General features: G+C 60.9%; 21 protein-coding genes. 7 read left to right on the top strand and 14 right to left on the bottom strand.

Annotated features, from left to right (window positions below; translation table 11 throughout):
- Positions 1 to 15: 15 nt before the first annotated feature.
- The 6 genes from H043_RS0111710 to H043_RS30680 all read right to left on the bottom strand — a co-directional run bounded on the left by H043_RS0111710 (position 16) and on the right by H043_RS30680 (position 7,464).
- The gene (locus H043_RS0111710) at positions 16 to 939 is read right to left on the bottom strand and encodes a GNAT family N-acetyltransferase (RefSeq protein WP_027612031.1); all 924 of its coding nucleotides are present in this window, start codon (positions 937 to 939) and stop codon (positions 16 to 18) included.
- Positions 939 to 2,228 carry a phenylacetate--CoA ligase family protein gene (locus tag H043_RS0111705; RefSeq protein ID WP_027612030.1) on the bottom strand — a complete coding sequence of 430 codons (1,290 nt, stop codon included), beginning with the start codon at positions 2,226 to 2,228 and terminating at the stop codon, positions 939 to 941. The genes H043_RS0111710 and H043_RS0111705 overlap by 1 nt, the downstream gene beginning before the upstream one ends.
- A gap of 49 nt (positions 2,229 to 2,277) precedes the next feature.
- The gene (locus H043_RS0111700; RefSeq protein ID WP_027612029.1) at positions 2,278 to 4,680 is read right to left on the bottom strand and encodes an aldehyde dehydrogenase family protein; all 2,403 of its coding nucleotides are present in this window, start codon (positions 4,678 to 4,680) and stop codon (positions 2,278 to 2,280) included.
- A 1-nt stretch (position 4,681) separates the two neighbouring features.
- Entirely contained in the window at positions 4,682 to 5,812 is a 1,131-nt protein-coding gene (locus H043_RS0111695) for an acyl-protein synthase (protein WP_027612028.1), read from the bottom strand.
- Positions 5,809 to 7,065, bottom strand: a complete 1,257-nt coding sequence (locus H043_RS0111690) for an MdfA family multidrug efflux MFS transporter (RefSeq protein WP_027612027.1) — start codon at positions 7,063 to 7,065, stop codon at positions 5,809 to 5,811. The genes H043_RS0111695 and H043_RS0111690 overlap by 4 nt, the downstream gene beginning before the upstream one ends.
- A 264-nt stretch (positions 7,066 to 7,329) precedes the next feature.
- A complete protein-coding gene (locus tag H043_RS30680) occupies positions 7,330 to 7,464 on the bottom strand; it encodes a hypothetical protein (protein ID WP_256214187.1) in 135 nt (44 codons plus the stop codon).
- 157 nt (positions 7,465 to 7,621) lie between these two features.
- Here H043_RS30680 and H043_RS0111685 point away from each other — a divergent pair, with 157 nt between their 5' ends.
- Entirely contained in the window at positions 7,622 to 7,810 is a 189-nt protein-coding gene (locus tag H043_RS0111685) for a hypothetical protein (protein ID WP_007961862.1), read from the top strand.
- Between the two features lie 18 nt (positions 7,811 to 7,828).
- Here the strand turns inward: H043_RS0111685 and H043_RS0111680 are convergent, their stop codons facing one another.
- Entirely contained in the window at positions 7,829 to 8,206 is a 378-nt protein-coding gene (locus tag H043_RS0111680) for a fe2+ zn2+ uptake regulation protein (protein ID WP_027612026.1), read from the bottom strand.
- Between the two features lie 277 nt (positions 8,207 to 8,483).
- Here H043_RS0111680 and H043_RS0111675 point away from each other — a divergent pair, with 277 nt between their 5' ends.
- Complete coding sequence (locus H043_RS0111675) at positions 8,484 to 10,829, top strand: acylase (protein ID WP_027612025.1); 2,346 nt, start codon at positions 8,484 to 8,486, stop codon at positions 10,827 to 10,829.
- A gap of 89 nt (positions 10,830 to 10,918) precedes the next feature.
- Here H043_RS0111675 and H043_RS0111670 read toward each other — a convergent pair whose 3' ends face one another.
- Positions 10,919 to 11,920: a FecR family protein gene (locus H043_RS0111670; protein ID WP_027612024.1), complete on the bottom strand. Its 1,002-nt coding sequence runs from the start codon at positions 11,918 to 11,920 to the stop codon at positions 10,919 to 10,921.
- A 152-nt stretch (positions 11,921 to 12,072) separates the two neighbouring features.
- On the opposite strand from H043_RS0111670, the gene H043_RS0111665 reads away from it, so the two are divergent.
- On the top strand, positions 12,073 to 12,342 hold the full coding sequence (locus H043_RS0111665; RefSeq protein ID WP_007961867.1) for a PepSY domain-containing protein: 270 nt from the start codon (positions 12,073 to 12,075) through the stop codon (positions 12,340 to 12,342).
- A gap of 54 nt (positions 12,343 to 12,396) precedes the next feature.
- Here H043_RS0111665 and H043_RS0111660 read toward each other — a convergent pair whose 3' ends face one another.
- Positions 12,397 to 17,226: a DUF6543 domain-containing protein gene (locus H043_RS0111660; protein ID WP_081730223.1), complete on the bottom strand. Its 4,830-nt coding sequence runs from the start codon at positions 17,224 to 17,226 to the stop codon at positions 12,397 to 12,399.
- Between the two features lie 230 nt (positions 17,227 to 17,456).
- On the opposite strand from H043_RS0111660, the gene H043_RS0111655 reads away from it, so the two are divergent.
- Entirely contained in the window at positions 17,457 to 18,497 is a 1,041-nt protein-coding gene (locus H043_RS0111655) for an Ldh family oxidoreductase (RefSeq protein WP_027612022.1), read from the top strand.
- A 65-nt stretch (positions 18,498 to 18,562) separates the two neighbouring features.
- Here H043_RS0111655 and H043_RS0111650 read toward each other — a convergent pair whose 3' ends face one another.
- Positions 18,563 to 18,880 (bottom strand): YqjD family protein, encoded by a 318-nt coding sequence (locus H043_RS0111650; protein WP_007961870.1) that lies wholly within the window; start codon positions 18,878 to 18,880, stop codon positions 18,563 to 18,565.
- Between the two features lie 153 nt (positions 18,881 to 19,033).
- On the opposite strand from H043_RS0111650, the gene H043_RS0111645 reads away from it, so the two are divergent.
- A complete protein-coding gene (locus H043_RS0111645) occupies positions 19,034 to 19,288 on the top strand; it encodes a hypothetical protein (protein WP_003224595.1) in 255 nt (84 codons plus the stop codon).
- A gap of 7 nt (positions 19,289 to 19,295) precedes the next feature.
- On the opposite strand, the gene H043_RS0111640 is transcribed toward H043_RS0111645, so the two are convergent.
- Positions 19,296 to 20,210, bottom strand: coding sequence for a LysR family transcriptional regulator (locus H043_RS0111640; protein ID WP_027612021.1), 915 nt, complete (start codon positions 20,208 to 20,210; stop codon positions 19,296 to 19,298).
- Positions 20,211 to 20,294: 84 nt separating this feature from the next.
- Here H043_RS0111640 and H043_RS0111635 point away from each other — a divergent pair, with 84 nt between their 5' ends.
- Positions 20,295 to 21,218 carry a carbon-nitrogen hydrolase family protein gene (locus tag H043_RS0111635; protein ID WP_027612020.1) on the top strand — a complete coding sequence of 308 codons (924 nt, stop codon included), beginning with the start codon at positions 20,295 to 20,297 and terminating at the stop codon, positions 21,216 to 21,218.
- A gap of 132 nt (positions 21,219 to 21,350) precedes the next feature.
- Here the strand turns inward: H043_RS0111635 and H043_RS0111630 are convergent, their stop codons facing one another.
- From H043_RS0111630 to H043_RS0111620, 3 genes are all read right to left on the bottom strand, one after another.
- Positions 21,351 to 21,824, bottom strand: coding sequence for an LEA type 2 family protein (locus H043_RS0111630; RefSeq protein ID WP_027612019.1), 474 nt, complete (start codon positions 21,822 to 21,824; stop codon positions 21,351 to 21,353).
- A gap of 65 nt (positions 21,825 to 21,889) precedes the next feature.
- The gene (locus tag H043_RS0111625) at positions 21,890 to 23,356 is read right to left on the bottom strand and encodes a nucleobase:cation symporter-2 family protein (RefSeq protein ID WP_027612018.1); all 1,467 of its coding nucleotides are present in this window, start codon (positions 23,354 to 23,356) and stop codon (positions 21,890 to 21,892) included.
- 264 nt (positions 23,357 to 23,620) lie between these two features.
- Complete coding sequence (locus H043_RS0111620) at positions 23,621 to 24,514, bottom strand: LysR family transcriptional regulator (RefSeq protein WP_027612017.1); 894 nt, start codon at positions 24,512 to 24,514, stop codon at positions 23,621 to 23,623.
- A 99-nt stretch (positions 24,515 to 24,613) separates the two neighbouring features.
- Here H043_RS0111620 and H043_RS0111615 point away from each other — a divergent pair, with 99 nt between their 5' ends.
- Positions 24,614 to 25,705: a polyamine ABC transporter substrate-binding protein gene (locus tag H043_RS0111615; RefSeq protein ID WP_027612016.1), complete on the top strand. Its 1,092-nt coding sequence runs from the start codon at positions 24,614 to 24,616 to the stop codon at positions 25,703 to 25,705.
- The last annotated feature ends 8 nt before the right edge of the window (positions 25,706 to 25,713 follow it).

Here is a 25,713-nt window from a genome sequence, read left to right as displayed (position 1 = left end):
GGGCCGTTTTCGTTTTTAGTCCTGATACCTTTCGCCGGCCTGCTGCGCCTGATCCTGCAGGTGCTGCATGTGTGGACAGTGCAGGCTCAGCGTGGAGGCCTGGTAGCCACGATGAAACAGTGCCAGCCAGCCGTCGCTGTGGTCATCGGGGACAATCCCGGTGAAAGCGAAACCAGCATCGGCCAGTTTGCGCAGCGCGCTGGAAAACCCTTGGGCGAGTCTGAGTCTGATCGAAATCAGCCAGTGCGCCGGCAGTTGTCCCAATTGCTCGAGCAGGTTGTCATCGAGGGCCTTGAGCAGCAGGTCGTAGCGCCCGGATACGTGATCGAAGCGGATCTTCGGGCCTTTCCATGGCACGGTATGGTCGGTGGTACCAAACACCGCCTCCAGACGCGACATCAGCTCGCGGCAATCCTGCGGCCAGGCGAGTGCCGGCAGCGGGCGCCGATAACCGTCGATGCTGCAGTGACCCACAACAATCGTCTCCCGCCCTGTTCCACCGAACGGCGAAGGCGCGTAATCGGGCAACAGACCACAGCTGTGAAACCCCAGGCCGGCGGCCATGCGCTGCGTATACGGGTGGTGCGTGACCTGCTTGATCGTCACGCCTCGGCAATCCAGCGCCTGGGCATGAATCAGCAGCTGCTGGCCCAACTGGGTGGCGATGTTTTGCCCGCGAGTGTCCGGGTGCACCACGGTCAGTGCCAGCTCCGCCAGTGCGCTTCGGCCAGATTGACGAAACAACGTGGCGTGCCCGCAGATATGCTCGTTGACCACCGCTACCAGCGAGTGCCAGCGACCGTCACTGTGGTTCTGGCTGATCATCCAGGGCAGATACACGTGGGGTTGAGGATAATGAACGCCGTAGATTTCTTCGAACAGGCGGCTGACTGCCGGCGCATCGGCGACGCGATAGCGGCGGATGATTGTCGTGTCCATCACGCTTGCCCCTGTTGCGGATGGTCATAAACCCGTCGATCCACGACCCGCTGATGTTTGCCGGAGCGTGGATGACAGGTCAGTTCATCGTTCGCACAGGCGATCACGTTCAGCTCCAGCAATTGATCGGACTGCAGCTTCTCGATCAGCGGGTATTGGTCGATCAGCGCACGGTGCAGGGTTGAGCTTGCCTGGCTGATGTCAGCCGTTCGCGTGCAGGGTACCCACTTGAGGCTCAGCAGATCTTTGCTTGCTCGCTGTTCGATGAGCAGTTGCCAGTCATCGCTGGCGGCGATCTTGCGCACCAGCTCGCCGATGTCACCGGTATCCAGACTCAACACGCTCACCCGCACGCGCTGGCTGTTCATGCTGCGGCCCATCAGGGCGAACTTGCGCATCGGCGTCTCTGCCGGTTCACGCCAGCAGGCGAGGTCGCCGACCGGATAGCGGATCACCGGCATCAGGCGCCGGGTGAGATTGGTCAGGACCAGCCTGCCGTTACGGTTGCACTCTTCGATGACGTCACCACTCACCTCGTCGATGATCTCCAGCACGCTATGCCGCTCCAGCATCCGGTGTTCGCCCAGGCTGCAATCGCGAGCGCTGACGCCGATCAGTCCGGCATCGACGCTGGCGTAGCCGATAGAGGCGATGCGTGCGTTCGGGAACACTCGCTGGAGCGTTTGCAGCTGGGCGGCGAACAGGCTTTCGCCGCCGTAGAGCAGGGTTTCGACGCCCTCCAGGATCCGTGACTGGCGTTCCAGCCAGGCGGCGAATTTGAGCATTTGCGCCGGCAGACCGGCCAACACATTGATCCGGTACGCAACGATCGACTCGGCCAGTACGGCGCTGTCGACGGCCCCGGTGAAGGGAAATTCGCTGACGGGAGTCTGGACATGGGCCAGCGCGTCGTGAAGAAAAATGAAGCTGGCATACAGGTCGCCGACGAAGAACAGATTGGCGACCCGGTCGCCGGGGTTCAGTTGCGCCGTGAGGTGGCTGCCGAAATCGCGCACCAGGATTTGCCATTCTGCGCGGGTGAACAGCGAGAGTTTTCCTGAGCCGGTGGTGCCCCCGGTCTTGAAGACCATCGCGTCTTCCAGCGGGCCTGACAACACTGGCCATTGGTGCGGATGCTGACTGTCACGCCAGTATTGTTCAGGGTCGATCAGGGGCAGTTCGGTCAAGGCGCTGATGGGGGCCGCGACATCTCTGAAGTGTTCGCGGCAATAGGCCGAATGTTGGCGGGTAAAACCGAGCAAGTTGTTCAATTCAATGAGCGTGTTCATGATTTCTTCTTGTATGAAGTGGCGATGGGCCGCGTGCAGGTTTCTGCTGTCAGCGGCGCGTATCAATCAGTAGGGGCGTCTTGCCGCTGTGCCGGTTTCGGGCGAACTGCTCGACGGCACATTGCTCGACGTCCAGCGTGAGCAAACCGGTCTGCACCAGCGTGATCAGCGTCGAATAATTCTGCAGTCGGCGGTGGGCCTCGGCCGGCTCCAGAGGGCAGTGCAGGCGCATGCGTTCCAGGCCGTCAGGGCCGTGATCGAGGGTCAGTTGAAACGGCATCTGAAGGTGCTGCTCCAGAATCGCCAGCGAAATGAAATCGGTGCCGATACGCAGCAGGTTGCCGTGGCGTTGCAACAGTTCGAAGCGCGGCGAAGTCAGACCGCAGGCACACAGGCCGGGTAACCAGCGTCCGCTGTCGCCAATGTCATAGCGCTGCACGGACTGACCCTGACGCTCGCGGGAGGTCACCAGCAGACGACCGGATTCGCCGTCACCGACCGGCACGTCATGCTCGAAATCGACAATTTCCAGGTGCTGGATGCCGCTCATCAGATGGAAAACGCCATCTGCCGTGGCCCGGCAGGCATGCCCCAGGGGGCCGGCATCGACGCTGCCGTAAATCGCCGAGCGGATCAGGCTGACGCCGCAACTTTGCAAGAGCTCGCGGGTTTGCTCACTCAGGTGTTCGCCACCGAGAAAGACCTTGGCGACGCCACCGTAGCGCCGGAGTATTTGTTGTTCGTTGATAAACAACCGGTGCAGGGTGCCGGGCATGCCGATCAGCACGGTGATCCGTTGAGCCTCGATCATCTGCGCGATCTCACGGTAATCGTCGTCCGCAGGGGCGCCCATCGGCCAGTGTCGGGCCTGCAGTTGTTCCAGCACTTTGGCAAAACTGGAGAAGCCGCCGTACAGTCCGCCGCTGAAAAACAGGTTCATGACCCTGTCCTGGGCCGGGTCCAGACCGGCCGCCAGCAAACCATCGGCGGCCGCCTGCATCTGGCGCTGGAAGTCGTGGTAACTGAAGCCGGAAAGCACAGGTGCGCCACTGCTGCCGCCGGAGCGAAAGAACAGCTGCGCCGCTGAGTCCGGCGGCTGGCCGACGAATTGTCCTTTGTCCATGATCGCCAGACCGGTCAGTAGTGGTGGGGCAGGCAGCTGATCAAGCGTGGAGTGGCCGGTCAGCGAGTTCGCCGGCAGACTGACCGATACGCGTCGACTCAGGCGCTGCAGCGCATAAACACCGTCGTGGGGTTCGCCGTCGTAGCCATCGTGAATAGTCTCGATCGGGGTAATGCGCGTCACACCGGCGGCAATCAGCGTTTGTGACAGTTCGGCGATCTGCGCCTCGGGACACAGCAAGGCGCAGCTCTGCAGCACGTTGCGCCAGGGCAGCAATGTAGCGCTGAGCCGCTCGCGGGGCAGGGGTTTGAGCAACAGGCTGCGAAACAGCGCAGAAGGTTCGAGCTGGCGATCATGACTCCAGATCACCCGCCAGCCCGGCGCACTCCAGACCCGGCCGGTCTGCCCGGCAAAACTCTGGGCCAGCCGGGCCATCGCCGTGCAGGTGGTGATTTGTGAAGCCTCTTCAAGCGTCGGCGCAAGGGCCGGCCATTGTCCGGCACGGCGTTCGAATGCGGCGGCCAGTTGCTCCCCGATAGCGTTCAGTACGCGCGCGTCGTCGCTGTCCACCAACAACCATTGCGGGCTGGAGCAGGCTTGCTGATCGAGGCGGCAGACTTCATCGACAATCGCATCGAGGACGGCGAGCGATGCGGCGTCCGGGGTCAGGTAGGCGAAGCTGATGCGGTGCCCCCAGTCGATCCAGCGACAGCCTGGCGGGATCTGCTGGCGGATGGCTTGCAGCGCGGTTTCGCCACCCCACGCCGCGACACCGTTGGCGTGCCTGCACAACTGGCCGATTTGTTCGGTGCGGGTCGGCAGCACCGCCACGTAACCATTGAGTTGTCCGCTTGTATCACATGCAACCAACGCCTGAAGCAGGCGCGCGGTGAAGCCAGCGTCACTGCTGCTGGGACGCAGCCAGTTGACGTTGCCGCTCAGCAGACTCTCGATCACCGCACAGAACGCCAGCAGCGGCGCATTAGCCGGAGTGATATGCACCACCAGGCCCAGCGGACTCCAGCGCTCGAAGCGTGACTGTCGATAGTCGATACGGCGCAGCGATTCCGGGCGCAAGCCCAGTTCACGATCCAGCTTGGCTTGCAGGGCGGCAGGCTGGCAGAAATCGATCAGTGCCTCGCGCTGACCGGGAGCCAGTGGCAGTTCCGTTTCTTCTTGTTGCAGACGTTCGGCGAAGGCCTTGACAGTGGCGAGCAGCGTGCTGGTTTGCAATGGAAGCTGCAGCCTTCGTGGCAACTCCAGCTGAAGTTGGTGCAAGGCGCTGTCGAGGCTGCACTCGGTGTGCAACTGACCGTTGATCAGGTACATATCAGTGCCTCCCCAGCAGTTCGGACGCGGCCATGGCACAGCTCCTCGCGGCCGTGGTGCCGGCGCGGCCGTGCAACTGGAACCAGTCGCTGGCCAGACCGCAGGCACAACGGGTGCCCGGATGCAGCGTGGCCAGATCGCTCATGACCACGGCATGGGCCGGGCTTGAGGAAATGTAGGGCGAGACCAGATTCAGCAGGCCGCGCTGGCCATAGGGCAAGACCGAAAAATCCACCGGACAGCGTATGTACACTTTCGCGTAGACCGGTACATGAAAGTGATGGTGGGCGCATTCGACGTAAGGCACCGCGTGTTCGACGGCGCCGTAACCGTCGCGACAGTCTTGGGTAGCGATGCCCAGTTGTTGCTGGATCCGTGCATACAAGGCTTGTCTGGGGACTTCTTCGGCGGCGCGGGTTTTCCAGCCGCCGCCGAAAAATGCCAGCGATCCAGCTGGCAGTTGCAGGCCCGCCACGCCGGTGGCGCGCATGCGTTGCAGGGTTTCCCAGAGAAAGGCGGGAAAGCCGAAGATGCGCACCGGCAGACCTTCTTCGGCAAAGGCCTGCAAGGCGCTGATCACGCCGAACAGATCAAACTGGTGGCCGTTACCATTGCGACGCAGGGCGTAAACCACCCGATTGGCGGGAGCAAAACCGCACAGGAATTGATCGGTGAAGGATGTGCCCAAGGTGTTTTTCTGCTCCGGCTCATAGCCGAGCAACAGGTAGTTGCACGGGGCATGCGGGGCAATCCAGCCATATTGGGCGAAAATCCGTTCGACCATGTACTGCGCGGCGCCGAGGCTGCGCGCGTCGTAGCGCATGCGGCTCTTCTGCCCGCTGGTGCCGGAGGAAGTCAGTTCCAGGGCGTCTTCGCCCGTCGGACTGAGCAGCATCTGTTGCTTGAAGAAACTGGCGAAAATCGGTGGCAATTGCGACCAGTCGTCGAGCTCGTCCAGGTCATCGACAGCGATTGCATGGGCGTTCAACCAGTGGCCATAACCGGGCGTATGACGAGCGTGAAACCGGGTGATTTCGCTCATGGCCAGATTGAACAGCCCTTTGGGGACGGCCTCCTGGCAATAGGGCTGCGGCAATGCGCAAAGCGCATCGCTGTGGGGGAACAGAGTCATCGAATATCCTTATTGATGTGTGGTGGGCGCGGCGGGTGCCGCAGAAGGCGGTAGAGCAGGGGCAGGCACAGCAGGCCGCCGAGGCCGGCGAGCAGGGAAAAGGATTGCAGGTTCGAGCCACCGCCGATGATGGCGATGAGCGAGCCGCCGCTGCCCATCACGGCAATCGACAGCATGCCGATCATGGCCGAGACCAGCCCCTTGCCCGCATCGCTGGAGAACAGCGCGAGGCGGTACAGCGCGGCGTTGCTCATACCAAGCCCCAGTGCATACACGGCCAGTGCGCAAACGGCCAATGGCAGCGCAGCCGAACTCAGGGCAGCAGCGATCAGCCCCAGCAGTCCGAGGCAAAACGGCCACAGGGCCAGACCGATCACCTGGGCGAGCGTGTGCCCGACGAGCAATCGATCCAGTAGTAAATTACCGAGGATCACCGCCGCAAACACCGGGATTTGCCACAGGCCATATTCCAGCGCAGACAGCTCAAGGCGTTGCATGAGCAGCACCGGCGCCAGTCCGATCCAGGCAATCAGCGGCAGGCTCATCAGGCCCAGTGTCAGACTGGCGCCGATGAATCGTCGGTTGCGCAGCAGCGCGAGGTAACCCAGGCCGATCTGCCTGAGCGAAAACGCCGCGGGAGCCTGTCGCTGGCCGTCACGGCGCACGACGCCGATCGTTTCCGGCATCCAGGCAAACAGACCGAGCCAGACAACCACACTCGTTGCCGCCAGCCCCAGAAACACCTGTCGCCAGCTCAGCCATTCCAGCAGCAGGCTGCCGAGCAAGGGGCCGAGCAGCGGCGACAGCAGCGCCACGTTGCCCAGTAATGCCATGAGGCGCACGGCATCGGCCTCGCAGAACACTTCCTGCAGGGTCGGGTAGCTGACGGCGACCACAAAGCCCAGGCCCATGCCCTGGATCAGGCGCAACGCATTAAAGGCTTCAATGCGCTGCGTTATGACTGCGGCGCTGCACGCCAGGCCGAACAGCGCACAACCGAGCAACAGCAAGCGACGCCGGCCGTAACGGTCGGAAAGGGGGCCGATCAGCCATTGCAGGCAAACGCCGCCAATCAGATACAGGTTGAAGGCGTTGGCTACATGCCGGGTATCGGCGTTGAACTCGCCGGTCACCGTCAACATGGCCGGCATGATCATGTCGCTGGCCATATAGGTGAGCAGTTCAAAAGCGGTAATGGCCAGGCAGAATCCGATAATCTGCACGGGCGCCATTACGATCAAGGTTCTCTGCATAAACATCCCTGTTTCAGTAAGCGAGAAAAGTTCGCAGAGACTAGAGGCAGAGTTGTCGCGGCAGCCAATCCTTTGCTGCGACATGAAATTTCAAATACTTACAGCGTATTTACTGACCCCCGCAGGCTGATCGAAAAGGCATTTGCGAGGCACTGGCGCGCCAACAAAAATGCCCGCTGGCGGGCGGGCATGGTTGGCATTGAAAAGGCTGGTGAGGTATCCCGACCGGTATTTCAGGCGCACCGGCGGGCGAACGATCCTGTTCTATCGATGGTAATAACCGGGGCCTTCCTGATAACGATGGTGGCCATCATGCCAACCGCCGTGGGGGAAAATGATGCAGCCGCTCAAGGTCAGTACGGCAAGGAGTGGAATCAGCCAGGTGATTCGACGGAACATTTCAAAGGTCCTCATGGTTACGCCGGCATGAAGCCAAAACTCTTCATCGGCTGTAACATGAGACCGCGTTCGGCCGGGCCCATCCCCGCAACACGGTATGTGCATGGCATGCAACCGGATACAAACCGGATACATTTGAAAGTTTCAGGAACCCGCAATGACCCAGAAGCAACGTTTGAAATACTCGATCCTGATCGCCCTGTCGGTGCTGGCGATCATGCTCGGCCTGTCCTGGCTGCAAAATGCCGGGATGATCAGTCAGAAGATGTTCCAGTACATCGCCATGGGTGTGGCGGTGGTCGTGGTGGTGATCAACGGGGTGATGCGCCGCAAGGTCAAGCCCTGACGGCGATCGCGGGACGCTTCAATCGTGATTGAGCACGGCAGCAGCCTGTGGATGCAGGCTGTAACTCTTGTCCGGGTTGAAAGTGACCACCCCTTCGGCGCATAGACGCTTCAACACTTCGCGCACGCTGAGAAAGGACAACGGAATATCCAGGTCCAGCAGTTGACTGTGCACGCCGCGCACGCCCAGGCGTCGATCGCTTTGTGCGGCGACCAGCAGGGCGTCGATGACTTTCAGACGAATCAGACTGGTGCGCAGGCCGAAGCTTTTCAGCAACAGACGAATACGCTCATTGCCCTGACGCTCGGGGCTGGGGGCGAAGCTGCTCGCGCGGGAACTCATGGAAGCTCCTTGTGACGCCTGGCTACCGTCCATTGGTAGTTGCGAGTTGTACATGGGGTTACTCCTTTTCAGAGCCCGATCAGGAAACGTTTTGACTGCTCTCAGTAAACAAGACGTTTCAGCACGACAAATCATGAAAGGAAATATGTAGAAATTTTGTCGGTTATTCGTTGTTTTCCCGTAATCAGTGAATTTCACCTTCCTCAATCGGGCTAAATTTTTTTTCTCGCATTCGTTTCCTGAACAGCCGTCTTGCGCCCAGGCGCATGAATCAATTTCAGAGTGGATCCGGCGCAAGCGCCGATCCTTGTCTTGTCGTTCAGGAGCGAGTGTGATTATTTCCCGACAGTTAACCGGACTGGCCCTCGCCGGTGCGTTTCTCGGACTCAGTCTGTCCGCCCATGCGTTCAGTCCCGCTGCACAAGCCAGTGCCGATATCCGCCGCACCTCCTTTGGTGTGCCGCACATCCGCGCGGAAAATGAACGCGGACTGGGTTTCGGCATTGGTTACGCCTACGCGCAGGACAACCTGTGCCTGCTGGCCAACGAGATCGTCACGGTCAATGGCCAGCGCTCGCGTTATTTCGGGCCGGAGCAGTTCACCGTCGAACAACGCGAGAATCGCGTCAGCGACCTGTTCTTCACCTGGCTCAACACTCCCGCAGCGGTGAAAGCCTTCTGGGACGCGCAACCGGCGCAGGTGCACGACCTGGTGGAAGGTTATGCCGCGGGCTATAACCGTTATCTCGCCGAACGCCGACAGCAGGGTCTGCCGCAACAGTGCCAGGGTGAGTGGGTGCGTGATATCAGCGCCGAAGATCTGGTCAAACTCACTCGGCGCCTGTTGGTCGAGGGCGGTGTCGGGCAGTTCGCCGAAGCCCTGGCTGGCGCGACGCCGCCGCAGGCCACGGCGCAGCTCGGCAGCGATGCCCGGGCCTATCAGTTGGCGGACGCACGTCTGCAGCGCTTCGCTCTGGATCGCGGCAGCAATGCCGTGGCGGTCGGCAGCGAACGTTCGTTCAACGGACGCGGCATGCTGCTGGCCAACCCGCATTTTCCATGGGTTGGCGGCATGCGCTTTTACCAGATGCACCTGACCATTCCGGGCAAACTCGACGTCATGGGCGCAGCCTTGCCGGGGTTGCCGATGATCAACATCGGTTTCAATCAGCATCTGGCCTGGACCCACACGGTGGATTCATCCAAACATTTCACCCTGTATCGTCTGCAACTCGACCCGAAAGACCCGACCCGCTACCTGCTCGACGGCAAGTCGCTGCCGTTGAACAAGCAGACGGTCACTGTGCAGGTCAAACAGGCGGACGGTCAGGTGGTGCCGGTCTCGCGCGATGTCTACAGCTCGCAGTTCGGCCCGATCGTGCAATGGCCGGGCAAACTCGACTGGGATCATCAGTACGCCTACAGCCTGCGCGACGCCAACCTCGACAATGATCGCGTGCTGACGCAGTGGTACGCGATGAACCAGGCGTCGAGCCTCAAGGCTCTGCAGGATTCGGTGCACAAGCTTCAGGGCATCCCCTGGGTCAACACCCTGGCCGTGGATGATAAGGGGCAGACGCTGTACATGAACCTGTCGGTGGTGCCGAACGTCAGCGCCGACAAACTGGCCAAGTGCAGCGACCCGCGCATCGGCTTGCAGATGATCGTGCTCGACGGTTCCAACAGCGCTTGCGCCTGGGATATCGATCCGCAAGCTGCGCAGAAGGGTATCTATGCCGCCAGCCAGCTGCCGCAACTGTTGCGCAAGGACTTCGTCCAGCATTCCAACGATTCCGCGTGGCTGGCGAACCCGGCACAACCGCTGACCGGGTTCTCGCCGCTGATCAGTCAGGACGGCCAGCCGCTTGGCCTGCGATCACGATTTGCGCTGGAGCGTCTGAGTGCTCTGGGCAAAAAAGGGCCGCTGGCGGTGAAGGATCTGCAACAGATGGTGATGGACGACAACGTCTATCTGGCGACTCAGGTGCTGCCCGATCTGCTGAAGTTCTGCGCTGCGGATCTGGGTGCGGACGCGGCCGCGTTGAAGCCGGTTTGCGCCAGTCTCAAGGGTTGGGATGGCCGGGCGAATCTGGATTCGGGCATTGGTCTGGTGCATTTCCAGAACATCATGCAGGCGCTGCAAGCGTCGCCGGATGTCTGGCGTGTGCCGTTCGATCCAAAAGACCCGCAACACACGCCACGCGGGTTGGCGATCGAGCAACCGGCCGTGAGCAAGGCACTGCGTGAAGCGCTGCTGGCGTCGGCTGCCACTGCGCAGAAAATGGGTCTCAAGCCTGAAACCCGCTGGGGCGATATTCAGGTGGCGAGCAGCGGCGCTCAACAAACCGCAATTCACGGCGGGCCGGGAACGCTGGGGATCTACAACGCGATCCAGAGCGTGCCGCGTGAAGACGGCAAACTCGAAGTGGTCAGCGGCACCAGCTACCTGCAAGTGGTGACCTTCGACGACAAAGGCCCGCACGCTCAAGGGCTGCTGGCGTTCTCGCTGTCGAGTGACCCGGAGTCGAAATACTCTCGCGATCAGACCGAGGTATTTTCGAAAAAGCAGTGGAGTGTGTTGCCGTTCACTGAGCAGCAGATCGCTGCCGATCCGCAGTATCAGGTGCAGACGGTTCGCGAGGTGACGGACAAGACTGCCGGAGTAGCTGCGCAGTAAGGTGTCCTGAACGAAAAAGCCGCTGCTCCTTGACGGGAACAGCGGCTTTTTTGTTGCCCTGAGTTAACCGTGGCAGGTGGTGCCCGGTTTCAGGTTTTTGGTGGCTGCCGCGGCATCGAGTTGATCACCGGATCACCCTCGGTATTGCGCGTCAGGTAGACCGGCAGCACCTTGGGCAGGGTGTTGGCGAGGCCGCCGAGCTCTTTGATGTTGTAGACACCGCCGACACGGATTGCGCCGGTACTGGCGTCGGCCAGTTTCAGCGGTTTGCTCAGGTAGCGATTGATCAGCGGCAAGGCTTCGTTGAGTGCCAGGTTGTCGAGCACCAGCTTGCCACTGCGCCAGGCGAGGGCGTTATCGTTGGCGTAGGTCTGGCTGATCTGTGGCGTGTAGTCGCCATGCCGGTACTGCGCCTGCATGGCCGGCCCCAGGCGCAGACCGTCGCCGGGCAGGGCGGCGTTGCTGGTTACCAGCACCGAGCCTTCGATCAGGTTGACCCGCACCTGATCTTCGTAGAGCCAGACATTGAAGCGGGTACCGGTCACGCGGATCTTGCCTTCGCCGGCCCTGACCACGAACGGGTGGGAGAGGTCATGGCTGACTTCGAAAAACGCTTCACCCTTTTTCAGGGTGACCCGCCGCTCGTCCTTGTAATTGCTGAAGGTCAACTCAGTATTGAGGTTGAGCTCGACCTGACTGCCATCCCTCAAGGTGACCTGACGGACATTGTCGGTGGCTGCGAAATGCTGATAGCTGTTGGGCAACCAGCCCAGATTCCAGCCACCGTACGCCGCCAGTGGCAAGGCCAGGGCGCAGACGCTCGCGGCAATTGCGTAGCGCCGCCAGGCGGGCAGCGGTTTATTCAGCGGCACACTCGGCGGCGTCTGCGGACGTGGCAGATGTTCGGCAACGTCCCAGATCTCCAGCATCGCTTCGTATTCGAATGCATGCAGCGGATGCGCATCGCGCCATTGCTCGAAAGCCAGACGCTCCTCGGCGGAGCAGTCTACGGCGTGCAGACGCATGCACCAGTGCGCGGCGGCATCGGTGATCGCATCGTATTCGGCTTCCGAGAGGGATTCTTGGGTCATTGACTCGTCCTGATTTGCTGCATTCTAACCTTGCGAGCCGGGTGCCGAGAACATCCGTCATGGCAATTGCCCATCAAAGTGGAACTTATTTTTCCGGCAGACGCCCAAAAACAGGACATCAGAGGAACATCATCCACAAATGGAGTGAAAAAATGATCAAAAAAACCTTAGCCGCTGCAATCGCCACCGCCGCTTTGTTCAGCGCCGGTGCCGCCATGGCTGATCGTCCCGGTGCGGGCTGGGTCACCATTGAAAAGGCTATCGAGATCGTGAAAACCAAGGCCGGTTACGTCGAAGTCTATGAAATCGAGGCCGACAATGACGGCTACTGGAAAGGCGAGGGGCGCAAGGCCGACGGTTCGGTATATGAGTTCCGCATCGATGGCGCCTCGGGCAATGTATTGCGTGACCAGAAAGACTGAGTTCACCCAGCGATACACCATGCGCAGGCCAACCGCCTGCGCATTTTTTTTACCTCAGTTGAGCCCTCCGTGAGGTTGGGTTACCGGATCCAGCTGGCGGCCCATTTCGCAAATCAGGAAGGCGATCGAATCGGCATTGCGCAATATCGTGTCGATGCGTGGATGCGGGTTGGTCGGGCTGAGAAACGCCGTTCGCGCGTCCTCGAGATTCCTCGTCCCCGTGGTCTTGAGAACTTCCCTGCGCACATGTTCCATGCCCTCAAACTCGTCGATATCGAGCCACTCCTGAAGGTTGTCGCTCCAGCGCGAAAACAGCTCTTCACGGCGCGTGGACAGTGACAGTGCTTCGCGCTGAAATCGTGTCTGTACCTGTTTGCGGGCAGCTCCGTAACCGGTCACCGTAGCAATCAAGTTGGCAAACGGGCGCCGCGCTTCCAGGGAGGCAATGTCGACGGTCTTGCTGAACTGATGGGAAAACTCGTGGATCAGCGTCGCTGCCCGTGCATGCCCGTCAACGTTGAACGGTTCGGTCAGGCCTGTGTTGTACCAATCCAGCCCTTGATTGAAGAACTTTTCGGTGAAATGGACTTTCTTGAGTAAATCGCCACCCAGTACAAAGGCTATTACACCCGAGCTGCTGTGTCTGTTCGAGCCGACCACAAAGCGACTGGTGTTCAACAGGTCTTCTGTTGGATCGACCAAGGCATCACAGATCGGCACGATGGCCTGCTTCAGCTTGTCGAGAATGTCGGCATCGATCCGTTGCACGTCAAAAAAAGACTTGAGAAAAGTATCGAGGCGGGTGCCCGGCACATAGTTTCTCAGTTGCGCAAGATTGTGCAGGCTGTTGAACGCGTAATGCCGGGCCAGATCAATTGCCTCGATCAACATGCGGGCTTTTTCCGGATGGCGGGCGCGGATTTCTTCCATGCCTTGCGCTTCGATATTCAGCATGTACCGCGCCTGGCGATGGGTGGCGTAATGGTTGAACATCGTCGACATGGCCTTGCCGAAATGCACGGTATGGCGATCCGGATCCAGCACCAGTTGCCGGGAAGCGGTGTGTTGCAACACCGCGCCTGGCTGCTCGGCGCCTTTGATCTGCCAGACGGCTCCCGGCCGCTCCACGGGATAGACTTTGCCGGCGATAGGGGCGTAAGTCGCTTTGGTTGTCAGATCCTGATACGTGCCCTCGGCAGCATCGTGAGTCAGATCCTTCAGGGCGATAGTCGGAGCTTCGAACGTCTGCAGCGAGGTGCGCAGCGGATCGGTCGGCTTTGTCTGCGCAAGGACGGGGGTGCTCAGCGTGGTTGGCTGCGGTGGTTGCGGCGCTGCCACGGTTTGAGATTCCAGACGTGACTCCAGCGCCAGTCGCCCGAGACTGATCATCTCCGCTGCGCCGGCGACAAAGGTTTCCAGCGCACGTTTCCAGTGGTGATCCTGCAACGCTTCGGCCGACCCCATGAAGTCCTTGTAGCTTTGCCAGAGAAACTGCACATAGGCGAGTTTACCCGGCAGCAGGCCCCGGATCTGCTGGATGCCGGAACTGAACAGGTGCTTCGCGGCGTCCCAATCCGCCTGCGCCGATGGCAGCGAATGGCTGCTCAGCAAGTGCGGCAACAAGGCCAGATTGTCGTCGAACAACTGCAGCAGCAAGTTGCCGTTGATCGGGGTGGTGGCCAGGGTCATCTCGCTCGTCTGGCCGCTGCTCGCCTTGAACAACGCGCTGAAGATCGAACGCTGACCTTCCGGCAAGCGGCGCAGCAGCAGGTCCTGCAGTGAGCCCGGCGTATTCAGCGCGGCGATCACTGCCGCCTCGTCCTCGAACTCACTGAATGCGTGTTCTCCATGGTAGGGCGCATAAAGCACCTGAGGGCCGGGTTTTTCCGCAGGGCCGATCAAGTACAGCCCCAGCGCCTTGATCGCGGATGCCTCGGCGGTCTTGATCAGCGCCAACGGCCGGACAATCGCATCGGCCCCTTGCACGGTCGCACGAGCGACGGCATCGGGCATGTCGAGCACCTGTGAAATCAAGTCGAAGGCTTTTGTCGACAAGCGTTGTTGCAGTTGTAACTGATGGGCATGTTGCAGCAGTTGCCAGGGTAGTTGCTGGATGAAACGCAGCTTGCGTTGTTCGGCGTCGACGTCATTCGCGGACAACACCGTGGTGATTTTATTGGCAAATGTTGTCGCAACGTTCAAGGACAACAGCAGGCTTCTGACCGCTTGCTGGTCGAGTCCCGTCGGCAGCGCCCGGTCGGTGCTCGAGCTGAGGGTGAATGCAGTGTCCTGGGCAATATGCGCATGGTTCAAGGCGAAATCGGTCAGGCTCATTGCAGACCCGATCAGGCTCAGCGCCGGGGTGACGGTGATCTGTTCGGGGTCGAGATCCTGCCTGTGCAAGCGGGTGCTCAGCAGCGTCTTTAGGGTCTGCCGGATGTAATCACGCAAGGTTGGCAGCGCGTGGAGATAATCCTCATCGTCGATGACGCTGTGACGCCACTGTTCCAGCAGTTCCAGGTGCAACTGCTGATCGTCAAGCCTGGCCATTCCCAGCCAGGCAGGCAGTGAATGCTGCTTGCCGAGTGCCTGCGCCAGAGCGGTGGCACGTTGCAGATTGGTCTCCACGACTTGCTCACTCAACGTTTTGAGAATCTGGGTTTCGCGCGGCTTTGGCCATTGGCGTCCCCGTACCTGTTCACAGCGCTGGAGAAAGTGTTCGATCGCTGATTCGGTGCGATCCTGCAGGACATTGCCGCTGATCAGCTGTAACCGTCCCAGCGTGTAGTGTTGATGGAACCTCTGGTGCAGGGGTGAAAGATTTTCCAGCAGCGCCAGGCGTTTTTGCGGATCCAGCAGCCGCTGACTCAAAACCTGTCTGGCGTGCTCGATCGAGCGGAAGACTTCCAGGCCCAGAGCCGGTGTCCACAAGATCGCGCGTCCGGAGTGCTGCGTATCGAGGCCACCGCGTTCCGTGAGCAGGACGCAGTTGGCCAGCGGCAGCACTTCGCTCTCACCGGCGACCTGTAACGTCAATGACCAGGCATCCGGCCGAATCCCGTTGAGTGCCTTGCGGCGGCTGCGATCAGGGTGATCCGGATTGAACACGGTGTCGACCAGGGTTTGCGCATGACGGCTTAGCGTTCCGTCCAGGACTCTCAACCGTGCTTCGCCATTGATGCCGACAGACAGGGCGTGCGCCAGCTTCGCTGCGATACCTTGCAGGTAGGTACGCTGCAGCGCTGTGACGGTCAACGGCTGGGCGGCGAAGTCTGCGGCGATGGTTGGCATGATGCTGGCGAACTTGCGCACTTCGGCTGCGGCGGTGTCCGCCAGCACTCTTGAAGGCAATGGGTTGCCGGTGAGCATCGGCCGGGTGCTCCAGCGCCCGCGAGCATCCAGGGTGACAAGGCGCTCGTGGAGCATCGAGCGGATGTCCAGGGCCTTATCGAACAGTGCGCGGATATCCACGACGCCGTCGCTGTGCCGGTACAACTGCAAGGCATAGTCGATGTTCTGTCGTTGCTTGGTGATGATCAATTCGAGCAGTACGCTGAACACGTCTCCGGCGATCGATTTGCCGGAAACCTGCGGCCGGTCGAAACCGAGGAAGCGCTGGCGCTCGTCGAGACTCAGCAGACCATAGAGTTCGTCTTCGTGCCCGGGGCTGGCGAACTTGCCGAGCAGCATGGATTTTAGATCTGCGTAGTCCTTGAGCACCTGCAAGCCGTGCGTCGGGGTATACAGGCAGCTTTCGGAATGGCCGATCATCAGCGCACCGGCCAGCTCCACGAAGTTTGCCTGGTGCTCCCATAAACGCACGGTTTCCACGGCCGCGCGAGGTGCCAGACTTTCACTGAAACCCAGCGACGTCAGCAGGCTGTCGAATTGGCGCTGATCGATGATGCCCGCCTCGCGTTTGAGCAAAAAGTCCGCCAGCGCCTGCTGCCGAATGATCTGCGCCAATACGTCGCGCCGCGAGGCCCCGTCAGCACTGGGCCCATTCCAGTAGCGCTCCATTTGCTGGTACAGCAACACCAGCAGTTTGCCTGATGCCGTGGTGACGGCTGTCTCCCAGTGTTGCTGATCACTGGCCTGGAACGTCCGGTCGGGGTGCGAAAACTCATGGGTCTGGCCAACCGGCCATCCGGTGTGGCGATAGTGCAACAGCAGCGCATCGCCAAGCGACAGCGCTTCAAGCCCATGCCGCGAAGCGAGGTCGGTCGATGCCGGGCCGGTGGCAGTCGTGGTCGCGTACAGGTTCACGCGCGTGCGTGTCTGGTCGACGTCGTGCATCGTCGGCGTCAGAAGTTCGTCGGTAATGGTCTGAAGCAGGCTGCCAAGTTCGGGCAGTTGCATCAATTCATCAAGCATCGCTTGCGTGTTGAGCTGCTGGCAATGCTCGATGACGGCGTGTTGATCTTCGAAGATATCGCCCTCGACAAGCTGGTAGGTCACGCTGATGCCGTGCTGTTCTGCCAGTCGTTTGCGTTGGGAAAGGGCGAGGAATGCCAGCAGCCGGTCATCCTCGCTGGCGCTGTTCAGACGCTGTTCCAGGTGCGCGGTCAGGGCGGTGAGGCTGGCATGTTTTTTCAGCCCGGCGAAAGGTGTGTACAACAGGATCCCGTGATCATCCGGGGTGGCACTGAGTATGAAACTGCCGGCCAGAGGCACCGCTGGCGCACCAGCGGTATTGAGCAGGATGCGCTGGGCAAGCATGGGCGGGGTCTGCTGACTGCGCAGTGCGTGGGTCGCCAGTTGCACGTGACTCAGCCATTGAAAGTCAGCAGTCGACAAGTGATGGAGATTGCCGAGTTCGCGCCACGATCCGGGGGAGTTGAGGATGGGCTGGAACAGCAGGGGAGGAATGGGAGCAGGCATCATCGGGTCTCGTTCAGGGCACCGTCCGGTGCACCGGTAAATTGAGACACGAGACTAAAGACCGGATCGATTACAGAGGTGGTACATAGTTACCGCACCAGCGGCAGCGCAATGTGCTAGCCGCGACAAGCCGGCACCACAACGGTTGACAGCACCCGTACCGGGCGTGGTTAATCGCTGGGCAAGCTGTTCGTACGCTGTTGTTCCCTCCAATAATTAGTCTGGAGCTTCAGATGTCTGCGCCACACGATTCCGTGTCTTCCCCCGTTGCGTCCACACTCTCGCTCGAAGCGCTGACGCAATTGCTTGAAAAGGTTTTCCTGCGCCACGGTACGTCGGCGTCCGTCGCCCGCACTCTGGCTGCCAACTGCGCCGGTGCCGAACGCGACGGTGCGCACAGTCATGGCGTGTTCCGTATCCCCGGATATGTTTCGACCCTCAATAGCGGTTGGGTCAATGGACAGGCTGTGCCGCAAGTCGAGGACGTAGCCTCGGGTTTCGTGCGAGTCGATGCCGGCAACGGTTTCGCCCAGCCGGCGCTGGCCGCTGCTCGTTCGTTGCTGGTGGAGAAGGCGCGCAATGCCGGGATCGCGGTGTTGGCGATTCGCAACTCGCATCACTTTGCGGCGCTGTGGCCGGACGTCGAGCCGTTTGCCGAAGAAGGGCTGGTGGCGCTCAGCGTGGTCAACAGCATGACCTGCGTGGTGCCGCATGGCGCCGATCGGCCGCTGTTCGGCACCAACCCGATCGCCTTTGCCGCGCCGCGGGCCGGTGGTGCGCCGATTGTCTTTGATCTGGCGACCAGCGCCATTGCTCACGGTGATGTGCAGATCGCGGCGCGCAAGGGTGAACGTCTGCCCGCCGGAATGGGCGTGGATGGTCTCGGTCAGGCGACGCAGGATCCGAAGGCCATTCTTGAGGGCGGCGCACTGTTGCCATTCGGCGGGCATAAAGGTTCGGCATTGTCGATGATGGTCGAGTTGCTGGCGGCGGCGTTGACGGGGGGCAATTTTTCCTTCGAGTTCGACTGGGCGAACCATCCCGGGGCCAAGACCCCGTGGACCGGGCAGTTGCTGATCGTCATCGACCCAAGCAAATCCGCCGGGCAAAGTTTTGCCGAGCGCAGCGAAGAACTGGTGCGGCAGATGCATGGGGTGGGGTTGAAGCGCTTGCCGGGTGATCGTCGGCATTTGCAGCGGGCCAGGTCGCTGGCCGAGGGGATTGTGCTGGAGGAGCAGACGCTGGCGCAGTTGCGCGAATTGGCCGGGGAATAATTGTCAGATAACCCATGTGGCGAGGGAGCAAGCTCCCTCGCCACAGGTTTTTTGTCAGACGTCGATCAACGACGACCGAGCAACAAGCCCACCACCAGACCGAAACCGGCGGAAATCGCCACGGTCTGCCATGGATGGCCGCCAATGTAGCTCTCGGTGGCCTCGACCGCCGGTTTGGTGCGCTCACGCACGCTCGAAACAGAATCCAGCGCCTGTTGCAGTTTCAGGGCGATTTGTCCGCGCAGGGTCTCGGCTTCTTCGCCCACCAGTGAGGCGCTGCTCTTGAGCAGTTTGTCGGACTCTTCGATCAAAGCCTGAAGTTCGCTGAATGCCTGATCCTTGATTTGGTCTTCGACGGCTTGCACGCGGGATTTGCGGGCCATTGGGTGACTCCTTGCAGATGGATGAACAGTGATCAATGGAGTGTGGCGCTGACTGAAAAGTTGCACTGATTTTAGGTGCGAAAGAAAAACCTGCGCGGGAGATTTCCGCTGAGCGTGTAAGATGTCGCCATTTTACGCAGCAGGTATTTCCCCATGAGTTTCAATCTGGCCGACAAATCCCTCGCCGAGCGCGCAGCGCTGGAAGACGAGAAATCCCGTCTGTTCGAACTCTGGCAGAACAATCTGGGCAAAGCCAAAGGCGAAGCCGCGCGGTTGTTCGGCGAACGCTCCAAGCGCAAGGGCAAATGGGCCGAGTGGGTGCGCGCCGAGCTGGATGGCATGTCCCCGCCGGAATTCGCCAACATGGTGCGCAGTGAGGTCAATCGACTGATGGCGGCCAACAAGTAACAGCGCCTCAGTCGGTGTTGAAACACCCGACAATCGCCTCACGCACCTTGATCACCACCGGATCGATCTGCGTGCTGGTGCGCCAGCCCAGTTCGATCGGGTAACGCGGCAGCGCCAGCGGGCAGGGCAGCAGTATCAGTCCGCTGAGCTCGGCAATGGCCCGGGCGGCATGGCGGGGGATGGTTGCCACCGCGCCGCTGCCCTTGAGCAGATGCGGCAGCGCGGCAAAGTGCGTGGTCGAGGCGCAGACCCGCCGGCTCAGACCCAGCGCCGCCAGGCCTTCATCGGTGATGCCGATAAAGCCGCCCGAGGACACCAGAATGTGCTCGCGGGCGACGAACTCCGGCAAATTGATGTTCTGCTGGCCGGGCGCCAGACTGCCCGGATCGACCAGACACGCATAATCCCCTTCACCCAGCACTTGACGACTGAGCAGACGCTCGGCGAACCCACCGGCGGTGATCGCCAGGTCGATGCTGCGCTCCATCAGGGCGCGGGCGACGATCTGGCTGTGGGTCTGGCGGAAGATCAGCCGCAGCTTGGGCGCGCTGCGAGCGATGGCTTCGATCAGGCGCCGGCCATAAGCGATTTCGAAATCATCCGACAGGCCCACGGTGACTGATCGGCCGTCATAGTGGTGGGCCGCCGGATCGACCATCGCCAGGCTCTGCCGACATTTGTTCAGCGCCTCGCTGACCACCGGTTTCAGTTGATTGGCCTTGAGTGTCGGCGCCAATCCGCGACCAGTGCGCACGAACAATTGATCGCCATATACCTCACGCAATCGACGCAATGCTGCGCTGACCGCCGATTGCGTCACGCCCAGACGCAGCGCCGCACGGCTGGCGCTGGACTCCTCATGCAAGGCTTCGAAGACTTTCAGCAGGTTGAGGTCGACGGTTGCGATATTCATTTGGTTCATATCATTCAGCAGTGAGTCGGTCTTTATTCATGATCCCGCGCCGCCGCAGAATCGGCAACACTTGAACCCGATGGAGTGAATGTAATGCCCAAATCAATCGTCGCCGCCCTGCAGATCGGCGCCTTGCCCGGTGGCAAGGGTGAAACCCTGGAACAGATCCTGAGCTGGGAAGACGCGATCAGCGAGTCCGGCGCGGCACTGGTGGTGATGCCTGAAGCGTTGCTCGGTGGCTATCCGAAAGGTGAGCTCTTCGGCACGCAGTTGGGCTATCGCTTGCCCGAGGGGCGTGAGGCCTACGCCCGCTACTTCGCCAACGCCATTGACGTGCCGGGGGCAGAAACCGAGGCACTGGCCGGTTTGTCGGCGCGCACCGGGGCCAATCTGGTGATCGGCGTGATCGAGCGTGCCGGCAGCACGTTGTATTGCACGGCGCTGTATTTCGATCCGCAGGCAGGGCTGGTGGCCAAGCATCGCAAACTGATGCCGACCGGCACCGAACGATTGATCTGGGGCAAGGGCGACGGCTCGACGCTGCCGGTGCTCGACACTCAGGTCGGTAAACTCGGCGCGGTGGTGTGCTGGGAAAACATGATGCCGCTGCTGCGCACGGCGATGTACGCCAAGGGCATTGAAGTCTGGTGCGCGCCGACCGTGGACGAGCGCGAGATGTGGCAGGTCAGCATGCGTCACATCGCCCACGAGGGCCGTTGCTTTGTGGTCAGCGCCTGTCAGGTGCAGGCTTCGCCGAACGAGCTGGGCGTGGAGATTGCCAACTGGCCGGCGGATCGGCCGCTGATTGCCGGCGGCAGTGTGATTGTCGGGCCGATGGGCGATGTGCTGGCCGGGCCGTTGCGCGGGGAGGCCGGGTTGCTGACGGCTGAGATCGATACTGATGAGCTGGTGCGGGCGCGGTACGACTATGACGTGGTTGGCCACTATGCGCGGCCGGATGTGTTTGAGCTGAGTGTCGATGAGCGGGCCAAACCCGGCGTGCGTTTCACCGTATAACTTCGGGACTGACACATACCCTGTGGGAGCGAGCTTGCTCGCGAAAGCGTCGGATCAGCCAACATCATCGTTGAATGTCACTCCGCTTTCGCGAGCAAGCCCGCTCCCACAGGGGAGAGTATGTGCAGTGGGTTACCACGTCGCAGCAGTGGCCTTCGGCAAACTCAGCTTGCCACTGTCGACAAATCGCATGGTGCCGAACACGCCGCCCGCGAGTTTGCCGCGCAGCACGTAGGGCAGGTTGTCGAGGGTTTGTGTCTGGCTCAAACCCAGAGTCTGGCGCAGTACCGAGAACGCGGAAACGCTGACCGGCACGCTGACCACGGTTTCCGAGAAGCGCGGGATCGAGCCGGTCTGATCACTGACGCCCGAGGCCAAGGGACGGCCATTGACCTCCAGATCCAGGGCAATGCCGTTGTAATCGATGGCCGTCTCATTGGGGTTCTGCACCCGCAGCTTGATCGCGAAGCGCACTTCCAGATCCTGGCTCGGCAACGGTTCGAGGCCGACCACGTTGATGTTCACCGGATCGCGGTTGGGAAACAGCGCGCAGGCGCTCAGGGACAACAGCAGCAGGGACAGGATGATGGCGTGGACGCGGCGCATAAACAGTCTCTCAACGAAAAAGGGCTGAACCGTTGCCGGCTCAGCCCTTTTTTCATGGCGCAGCGTCAGCGGTTCAACTGTGCGACCGCCGCTGCCGTTGCAGGTTCAGCTTTGGCCGGCAGATCGGGGTTTTCCATGACCTGCAGAATCGACGCTTCCGGATCGAAATCGTCTTCTTCCAGCTCAATGAATTCTTCCGGCAGGAAGATATTCAGCACGATAGCGCACAACGCACCGACGGTGATCGGCGATTCGAAGATGTTACGCAGCGCTTGCGGCAACTCGCGCAGCACTTCCGGCACGGCGGCGATGCCCAGGCCCATGCCCACTGAGATTGCCACGATCAGCATGTTGCGCCGATGCAGGCCGGCCTCGGCGAGGATCTTGATCCCGGCCACGGCCACGGTGCCGAACATCACCAGTTCAGCGCCGCCGAGCACCGGTTTGGGCATCAGTTGCAGCACCGCGCCGATCATCGGGAACAGCCCCAGCAGCACCAGCAGGCCGGCGATGAAGAACGCCACGTAGCGGCTGGCCACGCCGGTCAACTGGATCACGCCGTTGTTCTGCGCGAACGTGACCATCGGCATGCTGTTGAACACGGCCGCCATCGCCGAGTTGAGGCCATCGGCGAGCAGACCGGATTTGATTCGGCGGATGTACAGCGGCCCCTTGACCGGTTGCCGCGAGATCATCGAGTTGGCGGTCAGGTCACCGGCTGCTTCCAGCGGCGAAACCAGGAAGATCACCGCCACCGGCACGAACGCCACCCAGTCAAAGTTGAAGCCGTACTTGAACGGCACCGGCACGCTGACCAGCGGCACTTCGGGCATCGAGGCGAAGTCCACCGTGCCCATCAGCCAAGCGACCACGTAGCCGAGAGTCAGGCCGATGACGATCGCACCCAGGCGCAGAAACGGCACGTCGACGCGGTTCAGCACAACGATAGTGCCGATCACCAGCGCGGCCAGAAACACATGGCTGGCGGCGCCCAGATCGGGTGCGCCGAAGCCGCCGGCAATGTCGGTCATCGCCACTTTGATCAGCGACAGGCCCATCAAGGTGATGATGGTGCCGGTGACCACCGGGGTGATCAGCATCCGCAGTTTGCCGATGAACTGGCTCAGCACCACTTCGATGAACGCGGCGAAAAAGCACACGCCGAAAATCGTCGAGAGGATTTCATCGGTGCCGCCGCCCCGGGCCTTGACCATGAACCCGGCGCTGAGAATCACGCTGATAAAGGAAAAACTGGTGCCTTGCAGGCACAGCAGACCGGAACCGACCGGGCCGAAACGCTTGGCTTGAACGAACGTGCCGAGGCCCGAAACGAACAGCGCCATGCTGATCAGATATGGAATTTCACTTTGCAGGCCCAGGGCGCCGCCCATGATCAGGGTCGGGGTGATGATGCCGACGAAGCTCGCCAGCACGTGTTGCAGCGCGGCGAAGACGGTTGCAGTCAGGTGCGGACGGTCGTTGAGGCCGTAGATCAGATCGTTGTTGCGCGGGACTTTTTCAGAGGCGGTCATGGTGTTTTGCGCGCCGTAAGGCGGGGCCGGGTCAGAAAATGGAGGCGCAGGATGCCGGAAGAGGACGGCGAGGGCAACGAGCAAAAATTGCCTGAAAGGTCAAGAAATACGGGGTTTGAACTGGTTGCTGTTTCTGTGGTGAGGGGATTTATCCCCGATGGACTGCGTAGCAGGCCCAGCTCCTGAATACCAAAGAGCCGGGCCGCTCCGCGCCCATCGGGGATAAATCCCCTCGCTACAGGGTTATTTGCTTGCAGAAATTTTTCAGGTGAAGGCTGCGAGCAAATCCTCCTCAAACGCCTTCTGCGCATCCCCCGGCACCTGCGCGCGATGCCGGGCCAGATGAAACGCCACTTCGAAACTCAATTCCCCAGGCCGCAGCGCGCGCAGTAAGCCCTTGTCCTCCCAGACGCGCGCGTAGTGATCGGGGAGATAATCGACATGCTTGCCGGAAAGAATAAAGGCAAGGGTGCCCTCGACCTGTTCCGAACGCGCAGAAAAGCGCTTGTCCGGGAACGGCTCGCCACTGCGCATGAATCGATACGGATGATCCACCCGGTCGCAGGCCCGCAACGCCGCGTCATCCGGCGCATCGACGCTGAACAGCGGATGCCCCTGCGCGCAATACAAATGCTGGGTTTCCCGGAACAGCTCGCGGTAATCGAAAGCGCTCTGCACCTGGGAGAAATAACCAATGGCCAGGTCCAGCCGCTGTTGCAGCAGCAGGCGCTCCATCTCGCCGGGCATCGCGCTGATCAACTCGATACGCACCGACTCATCGCGCTCGCGAAAGCGCCGGATCGCATCTGCCACCCGCAGCAGCACCGACTGATCAACTGCCTCGGACAGGCCCAGCCGCACCTCACCGATCAGCCGTCCAGCGACGCCGTTGGACTGATGCCGGAAAGTCTCGATGGACTGGAACAGTGCACGAATCGCGATCAGCAGTTGCTCACCCTTGGGCGTGACGTTGAAACCGCCTTTGCCGCGGCTGCACAGGCGATAACCGAGGCGGGTCTCAAGTTTGGCCATTTGCTGACTGATGCTCGACTGGCTGAGGCCCAATTCACCTTGCGCCGCGCTGAAGCCGCCACATTCCACGACTCGCACAAACAGGCGCAGCAACTGCAAATCGATGTCGTGAAGCTGACCGAGCATTACATTACTCCGGGATAAAGTCAGGTTAACAAACTTGATATTTCTGCAATGTATCCGACGGCGCATCCTGCCACCACTTCCTCCGGTCAGGTGTTCGTCATGGCTCCCGTGTCCAAGCTGTGTTTTCCCGCGCTGTTGTTGTCCGTAGTCATCCAGGCACAGGCCGAGGACAAAACCCTCAATCTCTACAGCTGGGCCGATTACGTGCCGGCGCAGACGCTGCAGCGTTTCGAGCAGGAAACCGGTATTCATGTGCGCTACGACACCTTCGATACGTCCGAGGTGCTGGAAACCAAACTGCTGACCGGCGGCAGCGGTTATGACGTGGTGGTGCCGTCGTCCAGCGTACTGGCCCGTGGCTTGGCAGCAGGCGCGCTGAAGGAAATCCCGCATGAAGGCCTCAAGGGTTACGCCAATCTTGATCCCGATCTGCTGGAAAAACTCGCCGCCGTCGATCCCGACAATCGCTACGCCGTGCCTTATACCTGGGGCACACTCGGTTTGGGGCTGAACGTCGAGGCGGTGAAAAAACGCTTGCCGGACGTGCCGCTGAACAGCCTCGATCTGCTGTTCAAGCCCGAGTACGCCAGCAAGCTCAAGGACTGCGGGATTGCCGTGCTCGATTCGCCGCAGGAAGTTATTGGCTTGGCGCTGCATTACCTCGGCAAAGATCCCTACAGCACCGACAAGCATGATCTGGCCGCTGCCGAAGCCTTGTTGCAGAAACTCCAGCCGTCGGTGCTGTATGTCGCCACCGGCCGGCAGATCAACGATCTGGCCAATGGCAGTGTCTGTCTGGCGCTGACCTACAACGGCGACGTGAGCATGGCCGCCGATCAGGCGCACAAGGCCAACAAAGCCTACGAAGTCGCCTACCGGATTCCGCGCGAAGGCACGTTGATCTGGCAGGACAATCTGGCCATTCCCAAGGACGCGCCAAACCCGCAAGCGGCGCGGGCGTTCATCGAATTCATGCTGCGCCCCGAGTCGGTGGCCGAGCTGACCAATACGCTGTTTTTCGCCACCGCCAACCAGGCCGCGACGCCGCTGGTGGATGAGGCGGTGCGCAACGATCCGGACATCTATCCGCCCGCCGAAATGCGCGAACGCCTGTACGCCGACCGCAGCATGAGCCTCAAGGACATGCGTCAGCGCACGCGTCTGTGGACCACTTTCCGTAGCCATCAATAACAAAAGGA

The organism is Pseudomonas sp. URIL14HWK12:I6 (genome assembly GCF_000514195.1).
Taxonomy (GTDB): domain Bacteria; phylum Pseudomonadota; class Gammaproteobacteria; order Pseudomonadales; family Pseudomonadaceae; genus Aquipseudomonas; species Aquipseudomonas putida_A.
The sequence above is the reverse complement of the archived record's forward strand: the minus strand, read 5'-3'. Positions and strand labels throughout refer to the sequence as shown.